The following is a 23,480-nucleotide window of genomic DNA, read 5'->3' as shown; positions in this document are numbered from 1 at the left end:
CGAACGCAGTGAGCTGATGTTGACTTATCGGACGAGGGGACGGGAAGTTTGCTAGTCCCTGCCCGCCACAGCTAGACAAAGGAAAGCGAAGGAATGACCCGGCACGGTTGATACTTGCAATACCCTTTAAAGGCTCCCTCTAAAAAGGGAGTCTTTATTTTAAATGAAACGAGCCGATATAAGAAGAAAGGTGACAACGATGACATCAATAAAAGAATGGCGGAAAATCCTCGATTCACTTAATGAGGATCAGCCAATTCCCGCCGAACTGTTACAGGATACACGAAAAGGTGCAATTGCCCTTGTTGAAAGACACACAAAAAAGCAGCACAGAGCTCAGGAGTTAAAGGAACAGTACGAACAGATGCTGCGCTATGAAAATGATGCGAAATCCAATGGCAAAAGGCTGATAGCTGGTGTGGACGAAGCAGGCCGAGGTCCTCTTGCCGGACCAGTAGTAGCTGCAGCCGCCATCCTTCCTGAAGACTTTTATCTCCCGGGTCTTAATGATTCCAAAAAGATCGGGCGTGTACAAAGAGAGATGTTTTTTTTAGAAATTATGAATCATGCAGACGTAGGGATTGGGATCATAGAGGCTGAGGAAATCGATCAAATCAATATTTTAAATGCCTCAAAAAAAGCGATGGAAATGGCATTGACGCAATTAAAAAGCCAGCCTGACCATGCTTTAATTGATGCTGTTGAGCTCCAGATTCCAATTTCACAGGAATCTATCATAAAAGGCGATGCAAAAAGTGTCAGTATCGCTGCGGCTTCAATTGTTGCCAAGGTAACCAGAGACAGGCTGATGGAACATGCTGCCGAACGGTTCCCTGAATTTGGCTTTGACAAACACGCAGGATACGGTACGAAACAGCATGTAGAAGCTTTACATAAGTACGGACCAACTGACATTCACAGATTATCGTTTGAGCCTGTAAAATCTATAGCTGCCAAGAGGAGATGATGACACATGCCCTCATCACATATAACCGGCCAGACACGTGCGCAAGTTCCTGCGCCTCAGTCGGAACGAAATCAGACGCTGAAAGACGGTCAGATTGTTTATGGAAAAATCAGCCGGCTGATGCCTAATCAGACAGCTGAAGTACAGATCGGTAACCGGACTCATTTAGTGAAGCTGGACGCTGTTTTTTCTGAAGGAGAAGCAAGGTGGCTCCAGGTTACAAATGACGGGCGGGAAATCAGTGTTAAACCTGTCGGTAACCAGACACCAGGGGAAAGTACGCGCCAGACTGTAACCGCTCTGCTTCAGTCTCTTCAGTTGAATGATAATAAGGAGCTGAGACAGCTTCTAACGAGTATGTTTGAAAATAAATGGCCGGTGACCGCGGAAAAAGTAACGGCTGCAGCTTCTTTTTTAGCAGCAGCAGGAAATAAAACAGAGGCTCTGTCTGTTTTAAAATGGATGGCATCAAAAGATCTTCCTTTTAAAGCACCTGTCTTTCAGGCAGCATCCAGTGCAAATGAAGCTGCGAGATCTCCTGTTACTGCGCTTGTTAATCAGCTGGCTGAAGCCTTGCAAAGCAGTGACAGACCCGCTCTGAGCCGCACGCTTCAGACAATTGACGCTCCCTATCAGAAGGCGGTATCTGAGCAATTTGTACAACGATTGCTTGAAAGAGCTTTAGATAGCCAGCACCCGCAGAGAAATCAGGCAGTTGAAGTACTTAAAAATCTTGGTGTACTGATTGAAAAAGGAGCCGGTACACCTGTTTTAAGCGGGCTTACACTGCCTTCACATGGTACAGGGAATGCACAAAGTCCCAATGTACAGGCCAACCGGTTATGGCAGGGTTTAATGGCTTTACAAAGGGAATTTCAGTCATTACCCGTTTCAAAACCTGAACAGTTGCAGCAGATTCAGCAGGCAGTCTCACTCGTTTCAGGAACATCCGTTTCATCAGCAGGAATTCAGCAGGCTGCACAGCTTTTTATTCAGGCACAGTCTGCGCTGCAGCAAATCAAACCAGGTGCGCCTTTGTTAACCGTGCAGCACCTCATACCCCAAATGCCTGATTCAATCATGCCGCTGGTCAGACAATTGTTACCGGAGGGGGCTCATACTGCCGGACAGCCGCCTGTAGTCACAGCTGCCCTTGCTGAAACGCAGTCACTGCTCGGTACTCAGGGAAGCAGTCACTCCTTTATGCACGTATTAAAGCAGCTGATTCAGGCAACCGGGATTGATTATGAAGCGAGGCTTTTGAATCAGACACTGCCACCTGAAAAAGCGGCAGAAGCATTAAAGCCTCAACTTTTATCACTGATTGCGGATACCGCACAACCGGCTTCTGTCAGGGAAAGTGCTGAAACACTGGTCAGCCGCTTAAACGGCATGCAGCTTTTTTCCACTGATAATGGTCCGATGCAGCAGCTGCTGATGCAGTTTCCAATGCACCTTGGGAACCAGCAGTCTGATGTGATCATGCAGTGGAGTGGCAGAAAGAAGGCATCAGGGCAGCTGGATCCGGATTTCGCAAGGGTGCTGTTTTACATTACGCTGAAAGAGTTAAAGGAAAGTGTCATTGATATGAATGTTCAAAACCGTGTCATCACGCTTGATATTTATAATGAACATACGGGACTTGATGAACTTGCTGAGCCACTCGTACCAGTCTTAAAAGAGGCACTGAATCAAATGGGTTATCAGCTGTCCACAGTCAAATTCCACGTAGCAGGTGAAGTGGATCCGCCAATCATCAGTCCTGCAGAAGATGTACTGCTTACCGGCTATCATAAGGTGGATTACAAAGCATGAATGAAAAAAATAAACGATTGCAGGCAGTCGCACTTACGTATAAATCTGATCAGCAGCTGGCGCCGGTCGTAACAGCAAAAGGAAAGGGGAAGCTTGCAGAGGCAATTATTGAGAAAGCAAATGAGCATCAGGTTCCTGTACAGCAGGATGAATCACTTGTTGAGCTTCTCGGCCAGCTGGAGCTGAATGAAGCGATCCCGGATGATCTATATCAGGCAGTTGCAGAAGTGTTTGCGTTCATCTACAGACTTGATCAGCAGAAAAAACAATAAGTGAATAAAAACAGGGTCCGGTCATAGACAATAATGTATGATCGGACCTTGTTTTTTTCTGACTTTTCAGTTATTTGTGTCTTTTTTCACAAGATCGCCTTAAATAGTAGACATGACCTCTGTCATTCTATACAATGAAAGCGCAGTCTATTTTCAAAAGAGTTTGATAGGAGGATGGAACATGAATATCCACGAGTATCAGGGAAAGGAACTCCTCAGAAAATATGGGGTATCCGTTCCAAGAGGTTACGTAGCATTCACGCCTAAAGAGGCTGTTGAAGCAGCAAAAGAGCTTGGTTCATCAGTAACGGTTGTAAAAGCTCAGATCCATGCAGGCGGCCGCGGTAAAGCTGGCGGTGTAAAAATCGCAAAAAGTCTGGATGAGGTTCGTACATATGCAAAAGAACTTTTAGGAAAAACGCTGGTGACGCACCAGACGGGTCCTGAAGGAAAAGAAATTAAGCGCTTACTTATCGAAGAAGGATGCGACATCAAAAAAGAATACTACATCGGTTTAGTATTAGACCGTGCAACATCACGTATTACTTTGATGGCATCAGAAGAGGGCGGCACGGAAATTGAAGAAGTGGCAGAAGCGACTCCTGAAAAAATCTTCCGTGAAACGATTGATCCGGTTGTTGGTCTTACAGCATTCCAGGCGCGTCGTGTAGCGTTTAATATCAACATTCCTAAAGAGCTTGTAAATAAAGCGGTTAAGTTCATGCTTGGACTTTACAAAATGTTTATCGAAAAGGATTGTTCAATCGCGGAAATTAATCCGCTTGTTACAACTGGAGACGGTAACGTAATGGCACTTGATGCGAAGCTTAACTTCGATGCAAACGCGCTTTACCGTCAGAAAGATGTCATGGAATTCCGTGATCTTGATGAAGAGGATGCAAAGGAAATCGAAGCATCTAAATATGACTTAAGCTACATTTCACTTGATGGGAATATCGGCTGTATGGTTAATGGTGCCGGACTTGCGATGGCAACGATGGACATTATCAAACATTACGGTGGAGACCCGGCCAACTTCCTTGATGTTGGGGGCGGTGCAACAGCAGAGAAGGTTACCGAAGCGTTCAAAATCATCCTTTCAGATGAAAATGTAAAAGGAATTTTCGTTAACATTTTCGGTGGAATTATGAAGTGTGACATTATTGCAGAAGGTGTTGTTGAGGCAGCGAAACAGGTAGGCCTTAAAGTACCTCTTGTTGTTCGTCTTGAAGGAACAAACGTTGAACTTGGTAAGAAAATTCTAAATGAGTCAGATCTTGATATCGTTGCTGCAGGAACAATGGCAGACGGCGCTCAAAAGATCGTGGAACTTGTAGGCTGAGAAAGGCAGGGAGCATAAATGAGTGTTTTTATTGATAAGAATACAAAAGTTCTAGTTCAGGGAATCACGGGCTCTACAGCCTTATTCCATACGAAGCAGATGCTTGAGTACGGCACGCAGATCGTAGCAGGTGTAACACCTGGTAAAGGTGGCACTGAAGCGGAAGGCGTACCGGTATTTAATACTGTGGAAGAAGCGGTTAAAGCAACAGGAGCAAACGTATCCGTTATTTACGTTCCGGCACCATTTGCAGCAGACGCTATTTTAGAGTGTGTAGATGCAGAGCTTGATATGGCGATCTGTATTACAGAGCACATTCCGGTAAATGACATGATTAAAGTAAAGCGTTTCATGGAAGGCAAAAAGACACGTCTGGTTGGTCCTAACTGTCCTGGTGTCATCACACCGGATGAGTGTAAAATCGGTATTATGCCAGGCTACATTCATACAAAAGGCCATGTAGGTGTCGTTTCCCGTTCAGGAACACTTACGTATGAGGCGGTTCACCAGCTTTCACAGGAAGGAATCGGTCAATCTACAGCAGTGGGTATTGGTGGAGATCCTGTAAACGGAACGAACTTTATCGACGTACTTGAGGCGTTTAACAACGACCCTGAAACAGAAGCTGTTATCATGATCGGTGAAATCGGCGGAACAGCTGAAGAAGAAGCGGCTGAGTGGGTAAAAGCAAATATGACAAAACCGGTTGTTGGCTTCATCGGTGGTGCAACTGCGCCTCCAGGAAAGCGTATGGGTCACGCTGGTGCGATTATTTCAGGCGGTAAAGGTACTGCTGAAGAAAAAATCCGCGTCATGAACGAATGCGGAATTGCCGTTGCTGAAACGCCTTCAGTAATGGGTGAAACACTCATTAAAGTATTAAAAGAAAAAGGTCTTTACGATAAATGTAAGACTCATTAATAAGGTAAATAGAGCTGGCACGGTCAGCTCTATTTATTTATTTTGAATACGGAAGGAGAAGCGTATGTATCCGAAATCCTTTTATGAAAATGTAGTGTACATTCACTACAGTCAAATTTTCAGTAATCAGCAGCTCTTAAAATGGCTCCGTTCAGACCCCCTTTTTGATCACCCGTTACGTCCCCCGGCTGAGATTCAATTTACGGCTCAGCAGATTGAAAATCTGCATCAATACACTCAAAAGCATTCACCACAAGATATCCTCAACCATTTATCCTCCTGCCATGCCTCCTTTATCACCATCTATGATGAGATTTACCCAAATCAGCTGAGAGAAATCTATGATGCACCTGCGTTACTTTACGTAAAAGGGGATTCCGGACATTTGTCATCGCCGGCTATGCTCGGCGTTGTAGGAGCAAGAAAAGCCGACGAATACTCCGCCAGAGCGTTGCGGCAAATCATTCCGGAACTGCTGTCTAAGGGGATCTGTATTGTAAGCGGTTTGGCCGCAGGGGCAGATGGAGCGGCTCATGTGGCAGCGTTAAGCGGAAAAACAATCGGCGTAATGGGAAGCGGGTTTTCACATCAATATCCGTCTTCAAACGAAGCGCTTTATAAAAAAATGGAGCAGGATCAGCTGATTTTATCAGAGTACCCGCCTTACCAGAAGCCTGCACGACACCACTTCCCAATGAGAAACCGGATTATTGCAGGTTTATCAAAAGGCATATTTGTGACGCAGGCAGCGCTGAAGAGCGGATCCATGATTACGGTTGATCGGGCGTTGGAGGAGGGAAGAGACATTTTTGCACTACCGGGTTCTGTCTTTCATCCCCTTTCAGCAGGCACGAATTTCCTCATAAAATCCGGTGCTAAACCGGTCGTATCTGCCGCTGATATCTTTGAAGAATGGTTTTAATTTTCCATTAATATGATAAAAAGAGTTGCATTTTAAAAAAATATAGTTTACATTGTGTCTCAGACCGGAAAAATCACATAAGAAGGAATTCGACTCATAAAAATGATGTGTAACCGCTAACAAAACCGGTCATTTAAGGATTATTGGGCATTTTAAAGTAAAAAACATTGACAAAGTGAAAAACGAACTCATATAGTACACATAACAAATTCGTTACGTGAACCTCCAGGGAGGATTATTAATGGCAGATTTTTTAGTAATTGTAGAATCACCCGCCAAAGCTAAAACAATTGAGCGGTATTTAGGTAAGAAATATAAAGTTAAAGCATCAATGGGACATGTACGGGACCTTCCGAAAAGTCAGATGGGTGTGGATGTTACACATGAGTATGAACCGAAGTATATTACCATTCGTGGTAAAGGTCCTGTTTTAAAAGAATTAAAGACAGCAGCCAAAAAAGCGAAACGCGTCTTTCTCGCGGCCGACCCCGATAGAGAAGGGGAAGCAATTGCGTGGCATCTCGCACACAGCCTCGATCTTGATCTTGATTCAGAATGCCGTGTCGTGTTTAACGAAATTACAAAAGAAGCAATAAAGGAATCATTTAAACATCCGAGAAAGATCGATATGGACCGTGTTGATGCACAGCAGGCTCGACGGATCCTCGACCGCCTTGTAGGGTATAACATCAGTCCGATTCTTTGGAAAAAAGTTAAAAAAGGACTGAGCGCCGGACGCGTTCAATCGGTAGCTGTGCGCCTTATTATCGACCGTGAAAACGAAATTAAAAACTTCCAGCCTGAAGAATACTGGACGATTGATGGTCAGCTTAAAAAAGGCACAAAGGATTTTCAGGCTTCTTTTTACGGCTTGAACGGTAAAAAAGAAAAGCTCTCCAGTGAAGAGGATGTAAAAGCGGTTCTCGCTAAAATGAAGGGTAAAAAGTTTACCGTTAACAGCGTGACGAAAAAAGAGCGTAAACGAAATCCTGCACCATCATTTATTACATCGTCACTTCAGCAGGAAGCTGCAAGAAAGTTGAACTTCAGGGCGAGAAAAACAATGATGCTTGCCCAGCAGTTGTATGAAGGGATTGAACTGAGCAAGAAAGAAGGTACGGTTGGTCTGATCACTTATATGAGAACAGACTCCACCCGTATTTCTGAAGTCGCTAAACAGGAAGCATCAGGTATTATTGAAGAACAATACGGAAAAGAGTTTCTCGCTTCAGAACAGCCGAAGACGGCAAAAAAGAAAAACAATGCTCAGGATGCCCACGAAGCGATCCGACCAACGAGTGCACTGAGAACACCTGGTGATGTGAAACAATACTTGTCGCGGGACCAGTATCGTCTTTATAAACTGATTTATGAGCGTTTTGTCGCCAGCCAGATGGCACCTGCCGTAATGGACACCATGAGTGTAGACCTGCTGAATGGTGATGTTCAATTCAGAGCCAGCGGATCAAAAGTAAAATTCCCGGGTTTTATGAAGGTATATATAGAAGGAAGCGATGATCAGGCTGAGGAAAAAGAAAATTTCCTTCCTGATCTGAAGGAAGGCGAAACGGTTTTATCTGATGAGATTGAACCGAAGCAGCACTTTACTCAGCCACCTCCACGTTATACCGAGGCCCGTTTAGTTAAAACACTTGAAGAGCTTGGAATAGGACGTCCTTCAACCTATGCGCCAACGCTTGACACTATTCAAAAAAGAGGATATGTTTCATTGGACAACAAACGTTTTGTCCCGACAGAACTGGGTGAGATAGTATTGGATCTCATCGTGGAATTCTTCCCGGAAATCATTGATGTGGAATTCACTGCAAAAATGGAGAAAGACCTTGATGATGTGGAAGAAGGTCAGATACAATGGATTAAGATCATCGATGAATTTTATAAGGACTTTGAGGTTCACCTTGAAAAAGCCGAGCAGGAAATGGAAAAAGTTGAAATCAAGGATGAATATGCAGGAGAAGACTGTGAGGAATGCGGCAACCCGATGGTCATCAAAATGGGCCGTTACGGAAGGTTTATGGCTTGCAGTAACTTCCCTGACTGCCGGAATACAAAGCCGATTGTAAAAGAAATAGGTGTAAAGTGTCCAAAATGTAAAGAAGGTAACGTCATTGAACGTAAGAGTAAGAAAAACCGTATCTTCTTTGGCTGTGACCGCTACCCTGAGTGTGAATATCTATCGTGGGATAAGCCTGTGGACAGACAATGTCCAAAATGTAATGAAACTCTTATAGAGAAGAAATTGAAAAAGGGCAATCAGATTCAATGTCCAAATTGTGACTATAAAGAAGAACAGCAGGTATAAAAAAGTGTCCTGACGGTTTCTCCGTCAGGCTCTTTCTTGTTTACCCGGCTGTTTCCAAATAGGAGGAAATAAACATGACAGAGCAAACGGTAACAGTAGTAGGAGCAGGACTCGCGGGAAGTGAAGCGGCATGGCAGCTGGCTGAACGCGGTATTAAAGTGAACCTGTATGAGATGAGACCGGTCAGACAGACGCCGGCCCATCATACAGATAAATTTGCTGAGCTTGTTTGCAGTAACTCACTGCGGGCAAACACGCTGACAAATGCTGTAGGTGTATTGAAAGAAGAAATGCGTCACCTGAATTCCATTATCATCTCAGCAGCTGATGCAAGTTCAGTGCCGGCAGGAGGAGCGCTGGCTGTTGATCGTCATGAATTTGCCGGTCATGTAACGGAAAAAGTAAAAAATCACCCGAACGTAACGGTTTACTCTGAAGAGATCACAGAGATTCCGGAAGGTCCGACTATTATCGCAACAGGACCGCTTACGACAGAGGGACTTGCAGCCAGCCTGAAGGAACTGACAGGGGAAGAATATTTATATTTTTATGATGCAGCAGCTCCAATCATTGAAAAAGACAGCATTGATATGGACAAAGTTTACTTGAAATCAAGATATGATAAAGGTGAAGCGGCTTATTTAAATTGCCCGATGACAGAGGAGGAATTCAACCGTTTCTACGATGCACTCATTGAAGCAGAGGTTGTACCTTTAAAAGAATTCGAAAAGGAAATATACTTCGAAGGCTGTATGCCGGTCGAAGTTATGGCAGAACGCGGGCGTAAAACGCTATTATTCGGGCCGATGAAACCGGTTGGCTTGGAAGATCCAAAGACAGGGAAGCGTCCACATGCTGTTGTCCAGTTACGTCAGGATGACGCAGCAGGAACGCTATACAATATTGTCGGTTTCCAGACACATTTAAAATGGGGACCTCAAAAAGAAGTGATCAGACTGATCCCGGGTCTTGAGAATGCTGAAATCGTACGTTACGGAGTCATGCACCGTAATACATTCATCAATTCACCGAGTGTCCTGAAATCAACTTATCAGTTAAAAGAGCGTGAGGATCTGTTCTTTGCAGGGCAGATGACAGGTGTCGAAGGATATGTTGAATCTGCAGCAAGCGGACTGGTGGCAGGGATCAATGCGGCCCGTCTTGTAAAGGGAGAGGAACCGTTATTGTTCCCGTCTGAAACAGCGATCGGAAGCATGGCCCGTTATATCACACAGGCTGACACGAAAAACTTCCAGCCGATGAATGCCAATTTCGGCCTGTTTCCAGACCTTGGTGAAAAAATCAAGAACAAAAAAGAACGCGCGGAAAAGCATGCTGAACGTGCAATCGGAACAATTCAGAACTTTGTGAAAAAAGTGTAAAATTAATTGCAAAAGCCTCTAAATCATGATAAGATTTAGAGGCTTTTGTGAGGTGATATGATGATTCCAAGGTTTGACGATGCAAAGCATTCTTTTATTGACTATTTACAGACAGAGAAAAACTATTCATCGTTAACGATTGAACATTATGTTCATGATCTGGATCATTTTTTTCAGTTTCTTCAGTCAGAAGGAACATACTTAATAGAAGAGATTGATGATCTGTTGACCCGTGGATATCTGGTCAGCCTGCACAACGCCGGCTATGCCAGGTCTACTGTATCCAGAAAAATCTCAAGCTTGAAAAGTTTTTTTCAATATTTAAAACGTGAAAGTATATTTCAGGTTAATCCCATGACATACGTTCTTCATCCGAAAAAGGAAGGCAGGCTGCCTCATTTTTTTTATGAAAATGAAATGGAGCAGCTTTTTTCTGTGTGTAACGGTGAAGACGCCTTATCCATCCGAAATAAGGCATTACTTGAGCTGTTGTATGCGACAGGGATCCGGGTCAGTGAATGTACTGCCATTCAATTGAAAGATCTGGACTTGTCGATGGGAACACTTTTAGTAAAAGGAAAGGGCCGTAAAGAACGCTATGTGCCATTTGGACAATTTGCTGAAGAGGCGATCAGAACCTATCTGGATATGGCCAGGGGGAAATTGTTGAAAACGGAAGAGCATCCCTTTTTATTTGTTAACCAGAAGGGCAGTCCACTCACCGCAAGAGGTGTGAGATACATTTTGACAAAGCTCGTTGACCAGACATCGATGACAAGTTCAATTCACCCTCATATGATCCGGCATACATTTGCCACTCATATGCTGAACAGCGGTGCTGATTTGCGAACGGTACAGGAATTGCTTGGTCACGCGCATTTATCTTCTACACAGTTATACACACATGTGACGAAAGAACATTTAAGAAAGACTTATCAATCTTTTCATCCACGAGCATGAAAATGAAGGGGGAAAAGGAAATGGATCAGTTCCACGCGACTACTATTTTCGGGATCCATCACAATGGCCGATCTGCCATGGCGGGTGACGGACAGGTAACCATGGGAAATGCAGTGGTTATGAAACATACTGCACGGAAGGTTAGAAAGCTGTTTAACGGTCAGGTCATTGCCGGATTTGCAGGGTCAGTGGCAGATGCTTTTACACTTTTTGAAATGTTTGAAGGTAAGCTTCAGGAGTATAACGGAAACCTCCAGCGCGCAGCTGTAGAAGTTGCCAAGCAGTGGCGGAGTGATAAAGTGCTTCGGAGACTTGAGGCGATGCTGATTGTGATGGATAAAGACGGACTGCTGCTCGTTTCAGGAACCGGTGAAGTGATTGAACCGGATGATGGGATTCTTGCGATCGGTTCAGGTGGGAACTATGCCATGTCAGCAGGACGTGCATTGAAAAAACATGCAGGTGACCATATGAGCGCTAAAGAGATTGCAGACGCTTCTTTACATATCGCAGCGGATATTTGCGTCTATACAAATAACAATATCATTGTTGAAGAACTGTAAGGGGGAGAGGCAGTGAGTACAGTAGAACTGACACCAAAACAAATTGTCGAAAAGCTGGATCAATACATTGTTGGACAGCGGGATGCCAAGCGGGCTGTTGCTGTAGCGCTCCGAAACCGTTACCGTCGAAATCTGCTCGATGAGTCACTGAGAAATGAAGTCATCCCCAAAAATATTTTAATGATGGGACCAACCGGCGTAGGTAAAACGGAAATCGCCAGGAGGATTGCAAAACTTGTCGGGGCTCCTTTCGTAAAAGTCGAGGCTACCAAGTTTACAGAAGTCGGTTACGTCGGCCGGGATGTTGAATCCATGGTCAGAGACCTGATGGAAACCTCTGTACGCATCGTGAAAGAAGAAAAAATGCAATCCGTTCAGGAAAAAGCAGAAGAAAACGCAAACAAGCGGATTGTCAAATTGCTCGTTCCTTCTGCCAAAAAGACTCAGAACTTTAAAAATCCATTTGAAATGATGTTTGGAAATTCAGATCAGAATCAGAATGACGCACAGGATCAGCAGGACGATGAGTCTGCACTAAAGGATAAGCGCCGTGAAATAGCTGATAAGCTTAAAAACGGACAGCTTGAAGAACGCATTATCACAGTTGAAGTGGATGAACAGCAATCTGCTTCCATGTATGATATGCTGCAGGGGTCCGGTATGGAGCAGATGGGCATGAATTTTCAGGATGCCTTAAGCAATCTGATGCCTAAGAAAAAGAAAAAGCGCAAGCTGACTGTAAAAGAGGCAAGGAAAGTCCTGACGCATGATGAAGCAGTTAAACTAATTGATATGGATGAAGTAGCGCAGGCTGCTCTTTATCGTGCAGAACAGATGGGGATTATTTTTATTGATGAAATCGATAAGATCGCATCTAAATCAAGCGGTTCCGGTTCAGCGGATGTATCCAGAGAAGGGGTGCAGCGGGATATTCTTCCGATTGTTGAGGGATCTACCGTTAACACGAAGTACGGCCCTGTAAAAACAGATCACGTTCTTTTTGTTGCGGCCGGAGCCTTTCACATGTCGAAGCCTTCGGATCTCATTCCTGAGCTTCAGGGGCGTTTTCCGATCCGTGTTGAACTTCAGAAACTGACGGTTGAGGATTTTGTCCGAATAATGGTTGAACCTGATCATGCGCTTATTAAGCAGTATAAAGCACTTTTGGAAACAGAAGGCATTCAGGTTGACTTTACAGAGGATGCAATCAGAAGACTTGCTGAAATTGCCTATACAGTTAACCAGGAAACAGATAATATCGGTGCAAGAAGGCTACACACGATTATGGAAAAGCTGCTTGAGGATCTTTCTTTTGAAGCCTCTGACATTCAGCTTGGAACAATCTCCATTACGCCTGCTTATGTGGATGAAAAACTCGGTGCGATTGCGAAAAATCGTGACTTAAGTGAGTTTATTTTATAGAGGTTTTGGGAAATCAGCTTTAGGGAAAGATAATATAAATGAGATATGATCGTAGGAGGAATTCAGGAATGAATTTACTAGGGAAAACAAGACAAATTAACTCAATGCTTCAACAGTCAGCCGGAAAACCGGTTAATTTTAAGGAAATGGCTGAAACACTAAGCGGAGTCATTGAATCAAATGTATTTATCGTAAGCAGAAGAGGAAAGCTGCTCGGCTTTGCTGTAAACCAGCAGATCGAAAATGAGCGTATGAAACAGATGCTCGAAGATCGCCAGTTCCCGGAGCAGTATACTAAAAATCTGTTCAACATTACAGAAACGTCACCAAACCTTGGTATTGACAGTGAATATACGGCTTTCCCGGTTGAAAACCGTGATCTTTTCCAAAATGGTCTGACAACAATGGTTCCGATCATCGGAGGCGGAGACCGTCTTGGAACGTTAATCCTTGCACGTGTAGAGCAGGCGTTTGAAGATGATGATCTGATTCTTGGTGAATATGGTGCAACGGTTGTAGGAATGGAAATTCTTCGTGAGAAGGCTGACGAAATCGAAGAGGAAGCAAGAAGCAAAGCAGTTGTTCAGATGGCGATCAGTTCACTGTCATACAGTGAGCTTGAGGCAATCGAGCATATTTTTGAAGAACTTGATGGGAATGAAGGGTTACTCGTCGCTTCAAAAATCGCTGACCGTGTGGGAATTACCCGTTCAGTCATCGTAAATGCACTCCGTAAGCTGGAGAGTGCCGGTGTGATTGAATCACGTTCCCTCGGAATGAAAGGTACGTATATCAAAGTCCTGAACAATAAATTCCTTCTTGAACTGGAAAACCTTAAGAAAAACTAAATATTCAACAAAAAAAGCCAAAGGCGAAATGCGCCTTTGGCTTTTTTTTGCGTAAATTTTTATAAAATTTTTGTGTCTAAGGTAGATTAAAGTCCTAATTCATGGTAAGGTCATTTCTGGAAAAAAGATTACGCAGACGTTTCAATTATGTCGAAAAGTCATTGTAAAACGTCGAAAAAACAATGAAATGCAGATAGAATTAGAGAAAGAAATGTGATATTAGAAAAAATAGTAATAAAGTAGTTGTTTTATAAAACAATACTTTATGACTATAAAACTTTTGGAAGAATCTATAGACTATAACTGGTCATACCATTAAAATGATGTATAAGTGATTTTTTATATAGTCTGATAATTCGACAAAACATTGATATTAAGAGAAATGAGGTGTTTGTGTGAATTTATTTGCTGGAACAATTCAACAGTTAGAACAGGGTCTTCAATATTCAGCAGTTAAGCAAAAAGTCATTGCGAATAATGTCGCGAACGTTGATACACCAGGTTATAAGTCGAAAGATGTAAGTTTTCAGAAAATGTTACAAAGTGAAATACAAATGTCATCTGAGACAATACATAAGACGGATCCAAGGCATTTTGATTTATCTGTCGGAGGGCAATCAGTCTCGGTTAGTCAAAGACCATACAGTGTAAGGGAAAATGGGAATGGTGTAGATATGGATAAAGAAATGGCGGATCTAGCCACAAATCAGATATATTACAACTCACTGATCGAGCGGATTGGCGGAAAGTTTGGATCTCTGAACAGTGTAATTAAAGGAGGAGCGCAATAATGTCGATGTTTCACTCCATGAATACGACAGCTTCTGCATTAACAACCCAACGACTTAGGATGGATGTCATTTCATCCAACATGGCGAATGTCGATACGACCCGGGCTACTTTTGAAAACGGTGAGTGGCAGCCGTATAAAAGAAAATCTGTTGTATTAAAGCCTCAGGGTGAACAGTTTTCATCCTTTTTAAACGTTGCAATGAATCGAAAAGCGAATCCGGGAGAAGGTGTGACCGTTTCCAGAATTATTGAGGATAATGAAACGCCAGGTGAATTACTTTATGATCCGGAACACCCGGATGCAAATGATGAAGGTTACGTTGAACTGCCAAATGTCGATCCTCTACGTGAAATGGTGGATTTAATGTCGGCAACACGTTCATACGAAGGAAATGTAACAGTGTTTAATGCGAATAAATCAATGATGATGCAGGCACTCCAAATCGGCAGATCATAATTTTTAGAGAAGGGAACTGAAAAATGTCCATACAAAATATACATTCGATGGGATTGGAAGGTTTAAGTCCGTCCTCATCTCAACTTTCAACAAAAACTTCTCCATATAATGCACAGCAGAATTTCGCTCAAATGCTGAAAGATTCAATTAACAGTGTTAATGATGCACAGCTGCAAAGTGACAAGATGACGCAACGAATGATTAATGGGGAAAATGTTGAATTGCATGATGTCATGATCGCCTCCCAGAAAGCTTCTGTTTCTCTTAATCTGACAATGGAAATGCGGAATAAGGCAGTAGAAGCGTATCAGGAAATAATGAGAATGCCAGTTTAACGGCGTTGTATTTAATAGATAGACCGGAGGATTGTCATGAACGAGAGATTTCAGCAATATAGTGCAAAAATTAAAACATTCGCAAGCAACCGGTCAAAAAATCAATGGCTTTTGATCGGTGGTATTGCGGGGCTGCTCATCATTCTGCTTATTGCAGTAGCATTTTTTTCAACTAGAACAACCATGGTTCCTTTATACAGCAATTTAACGCCGTCAGAAACAGGTGTGATAAAAGAAACGCTTGATGGACGTGGCATTCAGTCGGAAATCGTTGAAGGTGGAACCGGGATTCTGGTTCCTGAAGCGATGGCTGAAACGTTAATGGTAGAACTGGCTGCCGAGGGGATCCCTGATTCCGGTCAGATCGATTATTCATTTTTCAGTGATAATGCCGGATTCGGTATGACAGACAATGAATTCAGTGTGATGCATATTGATGCTATGCAGACTGAAATTGCCAACCTCCTTAAGGGGATTGATGGTGTTCAGGGAGCGGAAGTCATGCTTTCAATTCCCGAACAGGGCGTGTTTTTAAATGACAGTCAGGAGCAGGCTTCTGCTTCCGTTGTATTGAATACACAGCCTGGATATCAATTTAATGAAACACAAGTTGATGCTTTGTACCGCCTTGTTTCAAAAAGCGTGCAAAACCTTCCTGTTGAAAATATCGTCATTACGAATCAGTTTTTTGAGTATTTTGATCTTCAGGCTCAAGGTAATATGGCCGGAGTCAATATGACGAATCAGATGGAGATTAAGAAAACGATTGAACGCGACCTGCAGAGGGAAGTTCAGCGTATGCTTGGAACACTGATGGGTCAGGACAAAGTGGTTGTATCTGTCACGACGGATGTCGATTTTGACCAGGAGACCCGCGAAGTGAATGAAGTGCTTCCGGTTGATGAAGAAACAATGTCAGGAATTGAAATCAGCTCACAGCGGATTTCAGAAACTTTCGAAGGAACAAACCCTGTTGGTGGTGTTCCGGAAGGAGAAGATCCTGCTGACAATCTGACCGGTTTTGTCGAAAATGGACAGGGACAGGGAGATTACGAGCGTGAAGAAGAAACAATCAATAACGAAGTAAACCGGATTCGCCGTAATATTGTCGAAAGCCCATACAGAATACGTGATATTGGATTACAGGTTCTCGTTGAGCCGCCAAATCCTGAAGATCCAGCTTCATTGCCTCAGGAAAGTATCAATGATATTGAAACCATGCTGCAAACGATTATCCGCACATCGATTGATAATGATTTCGCAGCTGAATTGACTGAAGCAGAGCTTGATGAAAAAGTACTTGTATCAGCACAGACATTTAACGGCCGGGCTGACTTCGAAGGTCAGCAGCCTGGATCAGTTATCCCATGGTGGGTATATGTCGCAGGGTGCGTACTATTACTCATTATTATCGGTTTAATATTCTTCATTGTACGTTCAAGAAGAAGAGCTCAGGAAGAGGAAGAAATCTTTATAGAGCAGGAAGAGACGTTTGATGTTCCAGATGTTAATGATGAGAAGGAAACAGAAGGGACACTTAAACGTAAGCAGCTGGAAAAAATGGCAAAAGAGAAACCTGAAGACTTTGCAAAGCTGTTAAGGTCCTGGATTGCAGATGAATAGGAGTGGGAACATTGGCTAAAAAAGAAAAAGAATTAACAGGGAAACAAAAAGCAGCAATATTGCTGATCTCCCTTGGCCCGGATGTTGCCTCTTCTGTTTATAAGCACCTGGATGAAGAGGAAATTGAGAGACTGACACTTGAAATTTCCGGTGTCAAAAAAGTGGATTCAGATGTGAAGGATGAAGTGCTTGAGGAGTTTCATAATATCGCACTTGCTCAGGATTATATCTCGCAGGGAGGAATCGGGTATGCGAAGTCCGTGCTTGAAAAAGCCCTCGGTGCTGATCAGGCAAATGCCGTCATTAACCGGCTAACTTCCTCTTTGCAGGTAAGACCTTTTGATTTTGCAAAGAGAGCAGACCCGCTGCAGATCTTTAACTTTATTCAAAATGAGCATCCGCAAACGATTGCTCTAATCCTTTCGTACCTGAACCCTCAGCAGGCTGGTCAGATCCTTTCCAGTATGCCGCAGGATGTGCAGGCTGATATTGCGAAACGTATAGCGGTGATGGACAGCACAAGTCCTGAGGTCATCAGTGAAATTGAATCAGTGCTTGAACGCAAGCTGTCATCCACGGTTCAGCAGGACCACACTGAAACGGGTGGAATTGAATCCGTTGTCGAAGTGCTTAACGGGGTTGATCGTGCAACTGAGAAAACAATTCTTGATTCTCTTGAAATTCAGGATCCTGAACTGGCAGAGGAAATTAAGAAACGTATGTTTGTTTTCGAGGATATTGTTACGCTTGATGGAAGATCCATACAGCGTGTAATTCGTGATTGCGAAAATGAGGATCTGCTTCTTTCCATGAAGGTTTCCACTGATGATGTAAAGGAAATCTTATTTAAAAATATGTCCCAGCGTATGGCTGAGAATTTTAAAGAAGAAATGGATTATATGGGACCTGTGCGTTTGCGTGATGTGGAAGAGGCACAGTCGAGAATTGTTGCTGTAATCAGACGACTGGAGGAAGCCGGCGAGATTATTGTTGCTCGTGGTGGAGGAGATGATGTCATTGTCTAGAGTGATAAAATCCGGGTTTGTTGGCAGTAACCATTCAGAAGGGGTTGCAATACCATTCAAATCAATCACACAGCCTGAGGAACATTCAGATCAGACCCTTTCCTGGACTGTCGAACAGGCAAAGAGGGAATCAAGACAATTGCTGCATGATGCCAAAATGAAAGCCCAGGAAGCTCTTGAAGAGGCACAACTGACATATCAGCAGACGATGGACCAGATCGAACAGCATAAAAACAATTGGGAAGAAGAAAAACAGCAGCTTCAGAAGAACGCATATGAAGAGGCATTCGCTCAGGGGTATGAAGAAGGCCGGAATAAAGGGTACGACGATTTGACGCACCTTTTGGAAGAAGCCAAGGAAATTGTTTCTTCTTCAAAGGATACTCTTCATAAACAGCTCGAGGAAAATGAATTCGTTATTCTGGAACTTGCCATCAAAGCATCTGAAAAGATCATGTCAGTGAAGCTGGAAGATGACCCGGCAGCTTTTCTTCCAATCGTAAAAAAGGGGATTAAAGAAGCGCGTGAGATGAGAGAAATCAAAATCTACACGGCAATTCAGCAATTTACCTTTTTACAGCAGGAAAGAGAAGAGCTACTTTCCATCTTTCCGGTGGACGTCAAACTTTACATTTATCCGGAAGAAGAACTCGAGCCTTTTCAATGTTTTATAGAAAGCAGTCAGGGCAGAATCGATATCAGTATTGATACACAGCTCACTGAATTGAAAGCGGGATTAGCCGAAGTACTTGGGAGTGGAAAATGAAAGCAGCAGAATTGATTCAATACATTCCATCCATTAAAACAGTCAGACATTATGGAAAAGTGAAACGGGTAGTCGGACTGATGATTGAGTCACAGGGGCCGGAAAGCTCTATAGGCGAGGTATGTTACATACACGTTCACTCCAGTTCGAAAAAACGAACGATCCAGATTAAAGCAGAGGTAGTCGGATTTAAAGATGAAATGGTTGTATTAATGCCTTTTACTCACGTCCAGGATATTGCACCTGGAAGTATCGTGGAGGCGAGCGGCCGTCCGTTAGAGATTAAAGTTGGTGAAGCACTGATCGGCAAGATTGTAGATTCCCTAGGTCATCCAATTGATAACAGCACGCTCCCTGCCGGAATGAAAGCAGTACCGACTGAACAGGATCCCCCCAATCCACTGACAAGACCGCCAATTGATGAAGTGATGGAGGTTGGGGTCAGGGCAATTGATGGAATGCTTACCGTCGGAAAAGGCCAGAGAATCGGCATTTTTGCAGGAAGCGGTGTTGGAAAAAGTACGCTTCTTGGGATGATTGCGAGAAATACGGAAGCAGATCTAAATGTGATTGCCTTAATCGGTGAGCGCGGAAGAGAGGTCAGGGAATTTATTGAACGTGACCTCGGTCCGGAAGGCGCAAAACGCAGTATTATCATTGCTGCCACATCAGACCAGCCTGCATTAATGAGAATTAAAGGTGCTTTCACTGCAACGGCGATTGCTGAATATTTCAGGGATAAGGGCCTCAATGTCATGTTAATGATGGATTCTGTTACCCGTGTTGCGATGGCGCAAAGAGAAATAGGACTTGCTGTTGGGGAACCACCGGCAACAAAAGGCTATACGCCTTCCGTTTTTGCTCTTCTGCCAAAACTTTTGGAAAGAACCGGAACCAACATGAATGGCAGCATTACCGCATTTTATACCGTGCTTGTGGATGGTGATGACATGAATGAGCCAATTGCGGATACGGTACGGGGAATTCTTGACGGACACATTGTGCTCGATCGTTCCATTGCAAATAAGGGGCACTATCCCGCGATTAACGTGCTCAAAAGCGTCAGCCGTCTTATGAATCACCTGGCTGAACCGGAGCACAGGCGCTCAGCTGAAAAACTCAGAGAGCTGATGAGCACATATGAACAGGCGGAGGATTTAATCAACATAGGTGCTTACAAAAAAGGATCTTCAAAGGACATTGATCAGGCGATCCAATATCAGCCCCAGATTAAAAGACTGTTAAAACAAGCATTTGACGAAAAGATTCCTCTTTCAGATAGTGTCAGACAGCTTGTTCATCTCTCGGAAAAAGGTGAGTGGTAACAATGGCTTATCAATATCGTTTCGAACGTGTTCTGACCGTTAAGGAAAGAGAACAGAAAGAAGCGGAAGACCGGTACCGGGATGCCGTCGCTTCATTTGAGAAAATTGCACAGAAGCTGTATGACCTGTTAAGAAAAAAAGAGCTGATGGAAGCTGCACAGGCTGATGAAATGAAAAGTGGGATATCTGTCATATCATTACGCCACGGTCAGCATTTCTTATCAAATATCGAGAAAAGCATCTCGTATCAGCAAAAACTTGTCATTGAAGCGAGAAGCAATATGCAGCGGCATGAACACAGGCTGATGGAACGGAATATAGAGGTTCGTAAATATGAAAAAATTAAAGAGCGGGATTTAAAACAACATATACAACTCGCTGAATCAGCTGAACGTGAACAGATGAATGAGCTGTCGATCGTTCAATTTATGAACCGCAGAAACAGGTGAAGCAAATGAATAAACAGCAGTCGATAAAGGAAGAGGCAGAAGAGACCAGATCACCCGGGAAGTTGCAGGTATTTTTCCTGTTGATTTTTGTCCCGATCCTGTTTTTAACTTTTGCCGCACTCATTGTATTAACTATTTTAGATATTAATGTTTTTGAGAAGATAGAAGAAGCTGGGATCGACATACCTTTCACCGGTGAAAGCGAAGATCCCGCTGAGATTACCGGACCTGAAAACCAGGCACAGCAGATTGTCAGTCTTGAAGCGCAACTCGAAGAAAAGGATGTCGAACTGGCAAGATTCGAACAGGAAATAATCTCACTCGAAGATGAAAACGACCTATTAATCGAAGAACAGGAGCGCTTGCTTGCAGAAATCGAGTCTATGGAGAGTGCAGGTGAGTCTGCAAGAAAAGAGTTTTCTGAAGTCGTTGCTGTCTATGACGAAATGGATGGCAAGGAAGCAGCGCCGGTCATTATGAATCTGAATGATGAAAATGCCATTCGTATTTTATCGGGACTGTCATCTGAAAAGCTGGCAGAAATCTTTGCCGAAATGCCATCCGAGGAAGCGGCAAGATATACAGAATTAATTGCCAATCGGACACCGTGAAGGGAGGTGAAACAAACGTGATCGGACAAATTGCCATACAACCAGTTCAGCAAGTGAACAAACTTGGATCTGTAAATGATAAACAGCAGTCCGGAAGCAGTTTTGGTGCACTCCTTTCTTCAGCTGGACAGCAATCCGGTAGTCTCCTTACAGGTGTTGTAGAGAATGATGGAAACCAGGTGCTGCAGGAGCTTGCCGGGATTCTTGATACAGATGATTTGAAGGATTTTATGAAAAGTGTTGAAGAAATCGACCCGATGATACAGCAGCTTTTTTCCGAATTTTCTAAAGAAGAGCTTGCTGAGATGAATATTGAAGAATTGTTTATGGCAGCAAGTGTGGATCTTGGATTACTGGACAGTCTGTCTGAAACCATAAATATGTCAGAACTTGAAGGATTAACTCCTGCTGACATCATGGCCGTCGTCCTTTCCAAGGTATTAGCCGGTGAGGAAGAATCCAATCCTGAAAAGCGATCAATAAATGTGATGGAATTGGCTCTTTTGGAACTAAAGAGTCATGCATCTTTAAATCCAGCCCAGGATCTGGCGAAAACCTCAACGAAGGGTCAAAACGATTTGTTGAAAATGGTTTTGATGATGAAAGGTCTCCTGCTCAGCGACTCTAAAGCAATGCGAATTGATAACAAAACATTGTCTGTACAAAATGTTGAAAATGTACTCGAACAGGTTCAAACGATCTTAAAAACTGCATTAACTACAGAAAAATCAGCATTCAAGCCGATGATTTTTTCTGAAAGCATTGAAAGAGCTGCTTTACAAAATGGGTCAACTGAGATGGTGAAGACAGAAGCTACAGCGATCAGTATTCAATCACTGCAACTTCAGTCAGGACCTGTAAAATGGAGCCTGCCTATACAGCAAAGGCAGCCGGATCAGGCTCAACAACTCATGCAGCAATTCCAGAACATTATGAAACGGTCTCAATTCGGCAAAATAAACGGTACAGAAAAACTGATGATCAGATTACAGCCTGAACATCTCGGTACTTTGAAAATCGAATTGATTCAGCGAAACGGGATAATGACTGCAAGAATTATGGCGTCAACGGCTGTTGCGAAGGAAATGATTGATTCCCAGCTGTCACAGCTAAAACAGTCCTTTGTAAATCAAAACCTTCAGGTTGAGAAAATTGAGATTCAGCAGATGCCAACAGGTGAAATGAAGCAGGAAAAACAGCCTTCAGACCAGTCTGGACAATCTCAAAAACAGCACGATGAACAGCAGCAGGAAGCAAATGAAACAGAGGAAGGTCAGTCCTTCCATGACATATTCTTAAATATTGAGGTGTAATGAGTGAATCCATCGAGTATAAATGAAAGTCTGTTTCTCTCTTCACTGGAAAAAAGAAAGCTTGAATCAAAAGATCAATCTGCGATGGGAAAGGATCAGTTCTTAAAACTTCTGATCGCACAGCTTCAAAATCAGGATCCTACGAAGCCAATGGAGGACAAAGAATTCATATCACAAATGGCCAACTTTTCAAGCCTTGAACAGATGACAAACATGGCAAACTCTTTTGAAAAATTCGCATCTATGCAGGAGCAGACGTCTCTCATTCAGTACAACGAATTTGTTGGTAAAGAAGTAAAGTGGGATAAGCTTGAAAACGTTGACGGCAAAGAAGTTGCGATCAATGGTAAAGGTATTATAGATGTAGTGAAATTCACAGGTGGATCCGTTGAATTTACACTTCTGGATGGAACCAAGCTTAATCCTGGGAATGTTTCCGAAGTACTTCAGTCCGGTAACCGTGACTCGCTCCAGCAGGCAAGCATGCTGATCGGAAAGCAGATCACTTGGATGGATAACGATGTGGAAAAAGAAAGTAAGGTTGTTTCTGTATCCAAAAAAGACGGTGCAATCTGGCTCCTCACTGAAGACGAACAGAAGATTTCCGTAGATGAGCTGATCAAAATAGCCCAGTAAAGGATTGAATAAGATGGAGCATATTCGATTTAAGCCGCTCCCATCGCCCGTTTTACCGGCTAAAAAACAGCCACCTGTTAAAAGTAACGGTTTTGCTGAAGCTTTTAAACAGGAAATCAGTCGTAATGAATTGAAAATCAGCAAACATGCTGCTGAACGTATGACGTCAAGGTCAATTAATCTCACTCAGGAACAATGGAACCGGGTGAACGAAAAAGTACATGAAGCAGGCGAAAAAGGCATAAAGGACTCACTCGTTCTGCTGAGTGATGCAGCGCTGATTGTCAGTATTAAGAACCGAACCGTTGTAACGGCGATGGGAAAGCACGACATACATGACCAAATATTCACGGACATTGATGGAACAATAATCTTAGAATAGGCGGACCTTTTAAAGGGGCCTATTGGCTG

General features: G+C 43.3%; 24 protein-coding genes. All 24 read left to right on the top strand.

The window, feature by feature from the left end:
* Positions 1–163 precede the first annotated feature (163 nt).
* The 24 genes from E2491_RS01615 to E2491_RS01500 all read left to right on the top strand — a co-directional run bounded on the left by E2491_RS01615 (position 164) and on the right by E2491_RS01500 (position 23,451).
* Positions 164–967, top strand: coding sequence for a ribonuclease HII (locus E2491_RS01615; RefSeq protein ID WP_134371869.1), 804 nt, complete (start codon positions 164–166; stop codon positions 965–967).
* 6 nt (positions 968–973) lie between these two features.
* A complete protein-coding gene (locus E2491_RS01610) occupies positions 974–2,782 on the top strand; it encodes a hypothetical protein (protein ID WP_134371867.1) in 1,809 nt (602 codons plus the stop codon).
* Positions 2,779–3,054 (top strand): EscU/YscU/HrcU family type III secretion system export apparatus switch protein, encoded by a 276-nt coding sequence (locus tag E2491_RS01605; protein ID WP_134371865.1) that lies wholly within the window; start codon positions 2,779–2,781, stop codon positions 3,052–3,054. Before E2491_RS01610 ends, E2491_RS01605 begins: the two co-directional genes overlap by 4 nt.
* Positions 3,055–3,235: 181 nt before the next feature.
* Complete coding sequence (sucC, locus tag E2491_RS01600) at positions 3,236–4,396, top strand: ADP-forming succinate--CoA ligase subunit beta (RefSeq protein WP_134371863.1); 1,161 nt, start codon at positions 3,236–3,238, stop codon at positions 4,394–4,396.
* 18 nt (positions 4,397–4,414) lie between these two features.
* Positions 4,415–5,317 carry a succinate--CoA ligase subunit alpha gene (sucD, locus tag E2491_RS01595; protein WP_134371861.1) on the top strand — a complete coding sequence of 301 codons (903 nt, stop codon included), beginning with the start codon at positions 4,415–4,417 and terminating at the stop codon, positions 5,315–5,317.
* A gap of 64 nt (positions 5,318–5,381) precedes the next feature.
* On the top strand, positions 5,382–6,239 hold the full coding sequence (gene dprA / locus E2491_RS01590; RefSeq protein WP_134371859.1) for a DNA-processing protein DprA: 858 nt from the start codon (positions 5,382–5,384) through the stop codon (positions 6,237–6,239).
* Between the two features lie 241 nt (positions 6,240–6,480).
* Complete coding sequence (gene topA, locus E2491_RS01585; RefSeq protein WP_134371857.1) at positions 6,481–8,562, top strand: type I DNA topoisomerase; 2,082 nt, start codon at positions 6,481–6,483, stop codon at positions 8,560–8,562.
* Positions 8,563–8,636: 74 nt separating this feature from the next.
* Complete coding sequence (gene trmFO, locus E2491_RS01580; RefSeq protein WP_134371855.1) at positions 8,637–9,944, top strand: FADH(2)-oxidizing methylenetetrahydrofolate--tRNA-(uracil(54)-C(5))-methyltransferase TrmFO; 1,308 nt, start codon at positions 8,637–8,639, stop codon at positions 9,942–9,944.
* Between the two features lie 60 nt (positions 9,945–10,004).
* Positions 10,005–10,904: a tyrosine recombinase XerC gene (gene xerC / locus E2491_RS01575; RefSeq protein ID WP_134372260.1), complete on the top strand. Its 900-nt coding sequence runs from the start codon at positions 10,005–10,007 to the stop codon at positions 10,902–10,904.
* Between the two features lie 20 nt (positions 10,905–10,924).
* The gene (gene hslV, locus E2491_RS01570) at positions 10,925–11,467 is read left to right on the top strand and encodes an ATP-dependent protease subunit HslV (RefSeq protein ID WP_134371853.1); all 543 of its coding nucleotides are present in this window, start codon (positions 10,925–10,927) and stop codon (positions 11,465–11,467) included.
* A 12-nt stretch (positions 11,468–11,479) separates the two neighbouring features.
* Positions 11,480–12,889: an ATP-dependent protease ATPase subunit HslU gene (gene hslU, locus E2491_RS01565; RefSeq protein ID WP_134371851.1), complete on the top strand. Its 1,410-nt coding sequence runs from the start codon at positions 11,480–11,482 to the stop codon at positions 12,887–12,889.
* A gap of 68 nt (positions 12,890–12,957) precedes the next feature.
* Positions 12,958–13,737 (top strand): GTP-sensing pleiotropic transcriptional regulator CodY, encoded by a 780-nt coding sequence (gene codY, locus E2491_RS01560; RefSeq protein WP_134371849.1) that lies wholly within the window; start codon positions 12,958–12,960, stop codon positions 13,735–13,737.
* Between the two features lie 395 nt (positions 13,738–14,132).
* Positions 14,133–14,528, top strand: coding sequence for a flagellar basal body rod protein FlgB (gene flgB / locus E2491_RS01555; RefSeq protein WP_134371847.1), 396 nt, complete (start codon positions 14,133–14,135; stop codon positions 14,526–14,528).
* Complete coding sequence (gene flgC / locus E2491_RS01550) at positions 14,528–14,986, top strand: flagellar basal body rod protein FlgC (RefSeq protein ID WP_134371845.1); 459 nt, start codon at positions 14,528–14,530, stop codon at positions 14,984–14,986. Before flgB ends, flgC begins: the two co-directional genes overlap by 1 nt.
* 47 nt (positions 14,987–15,033) lie before the next feature.
* On the top strand, positions 15,034–15,321 hold the full coding sequence (gene fliE / locus E2491_RS01545; protein ID WP_371414444.1) for a flagellar hook-basal body complex protein FliE: 288 nt from the start codon (positions 15,034–15,036) through the stop codon (positions 15,319–15,321).
* Between the two features lie 36 nt (positions 15,322–15,357).
* On the top strand, positions 15,358–16,944 hold the full coding sequence (gene fliF, locus E2491_RS01540; protein WP_134371841.1) for a flagellar basal-body MS-ring/collar protein FliF: 1,587 nt from the start codon (positions 15,358–15,360) through the stop codon (positions 16,942–16,944).
* 11 nt (positions 16,945–16,955) lie between these two features.
* Positions 16,956–17,969 carry a flagellar motor switch protein FliG gene (gene fliG / locus E2491_RS01535; RefSeq protein ID WP_134371839.1) on the top strand — a complete coding sequence of 338 codons (1,014 nt, stop codon included), beginning with the start codon at positions 16,956–16,958 and terminating at the stop codon, positions 17,967–17,969.
* A gap of 1 nt (position 17,970) precedes the next feature.
* Positions 17,971–18,735, top strand: coding sequence for a flagellar assembly protein FliH (fliH, locus tag E2491_RS01530; RefSeq protein ID WP_244093855.1), 765 nt, complete (start codon positions 17,971–17,973; stop codon positions 18,733–18,735).
* Positions 18,732–20,060, top strand: coding sequence for a flagellar protein export ATPase FliI (gene fliI / locus E2491_RS01525; protein ID WP_134371836.1), 1,329 nt, complete (start codon positions 18,732–18,734; stop codon positions 20,058–20,060). Before fliH ends, fliI begins: the two co-directional genes overlap by 4 nt.
* Positions 20,061–20,062: 2 nt before the next feature.
* Positions 20,063–20,509 carry a flagellar export protein FliJ gene (gene fliJ / locus E2491_RS01520; protein ID WP_134371834.1) on the top strand — a complete coding sequence of 149 codons (447 nt, stop codon included), beginning with the start codon at positions 20,063–20,065 and terminating at the stop codon, positions 20,507–20,509.
* 5 nt (positions 20,510–20,514) lie between these two features.
* Entirely contained in the window at positions 20,515–21,120 is a 606-nt protein-coding gene (locus tag E2491_RS01515; RefSeq protein WP_134371832.1) for a MotE family protein, read from the top strand.
* A gap of 17 nt (positions 21,121–21,137) precedes the next feature.
* Positions 21,138–22,433, top strand: a complete 1,296-nt coding sequence (locus tag E2491_RS01510; protein WP_134371830.1) for a flagellar hook-length control protein FliK — start codon at positions 21,138–21,140, stop codon at positions 22,431–22,433.
* Between the two features lie 3 nt (positions 22,434–22,436).
* Positions 22,437–23,069: a flagellar hook assembly protein FlgD gene (gene flgD / locus E2491_RS01505; protein ID WP_134371828.1), complete on the top strand. Its 633-nt coding sequence runs from the start codon at positions 22,437–22,439 to the stop codon at positions 23,067–23,069.
* A 13-nt stretch (positions 23,070–23,082) separates the two neighbouring features.
* Entirely contained in the window at positions 23,083–23,451 is a 369-nt protein-coding gene (locus E2491_RS01500) for a TIGR02530 family flagellar biosynthesis protein (RefSeq protein ID WP_134371826.1), read from the top strand.
* The last annotated feature ends 29 nt before the right edge of the window (positions 23,452–23,480 follow it).

The sequence above is a fragment of the Jeotgalibacillus sp. R-1-5s-1 genome (genome assembly GCF_004405105.1).
Lineage (GTDB): Bacteria > Bacillota > Bacilli > Bacillales > Jeotgalibacillaceae > Jeotgalibacillus.
The sequence above is the reverse complement of the archived record's forward strand: the minus strand, read 5'-3'. Positions and strand labels throughout refer to the sequence as shown.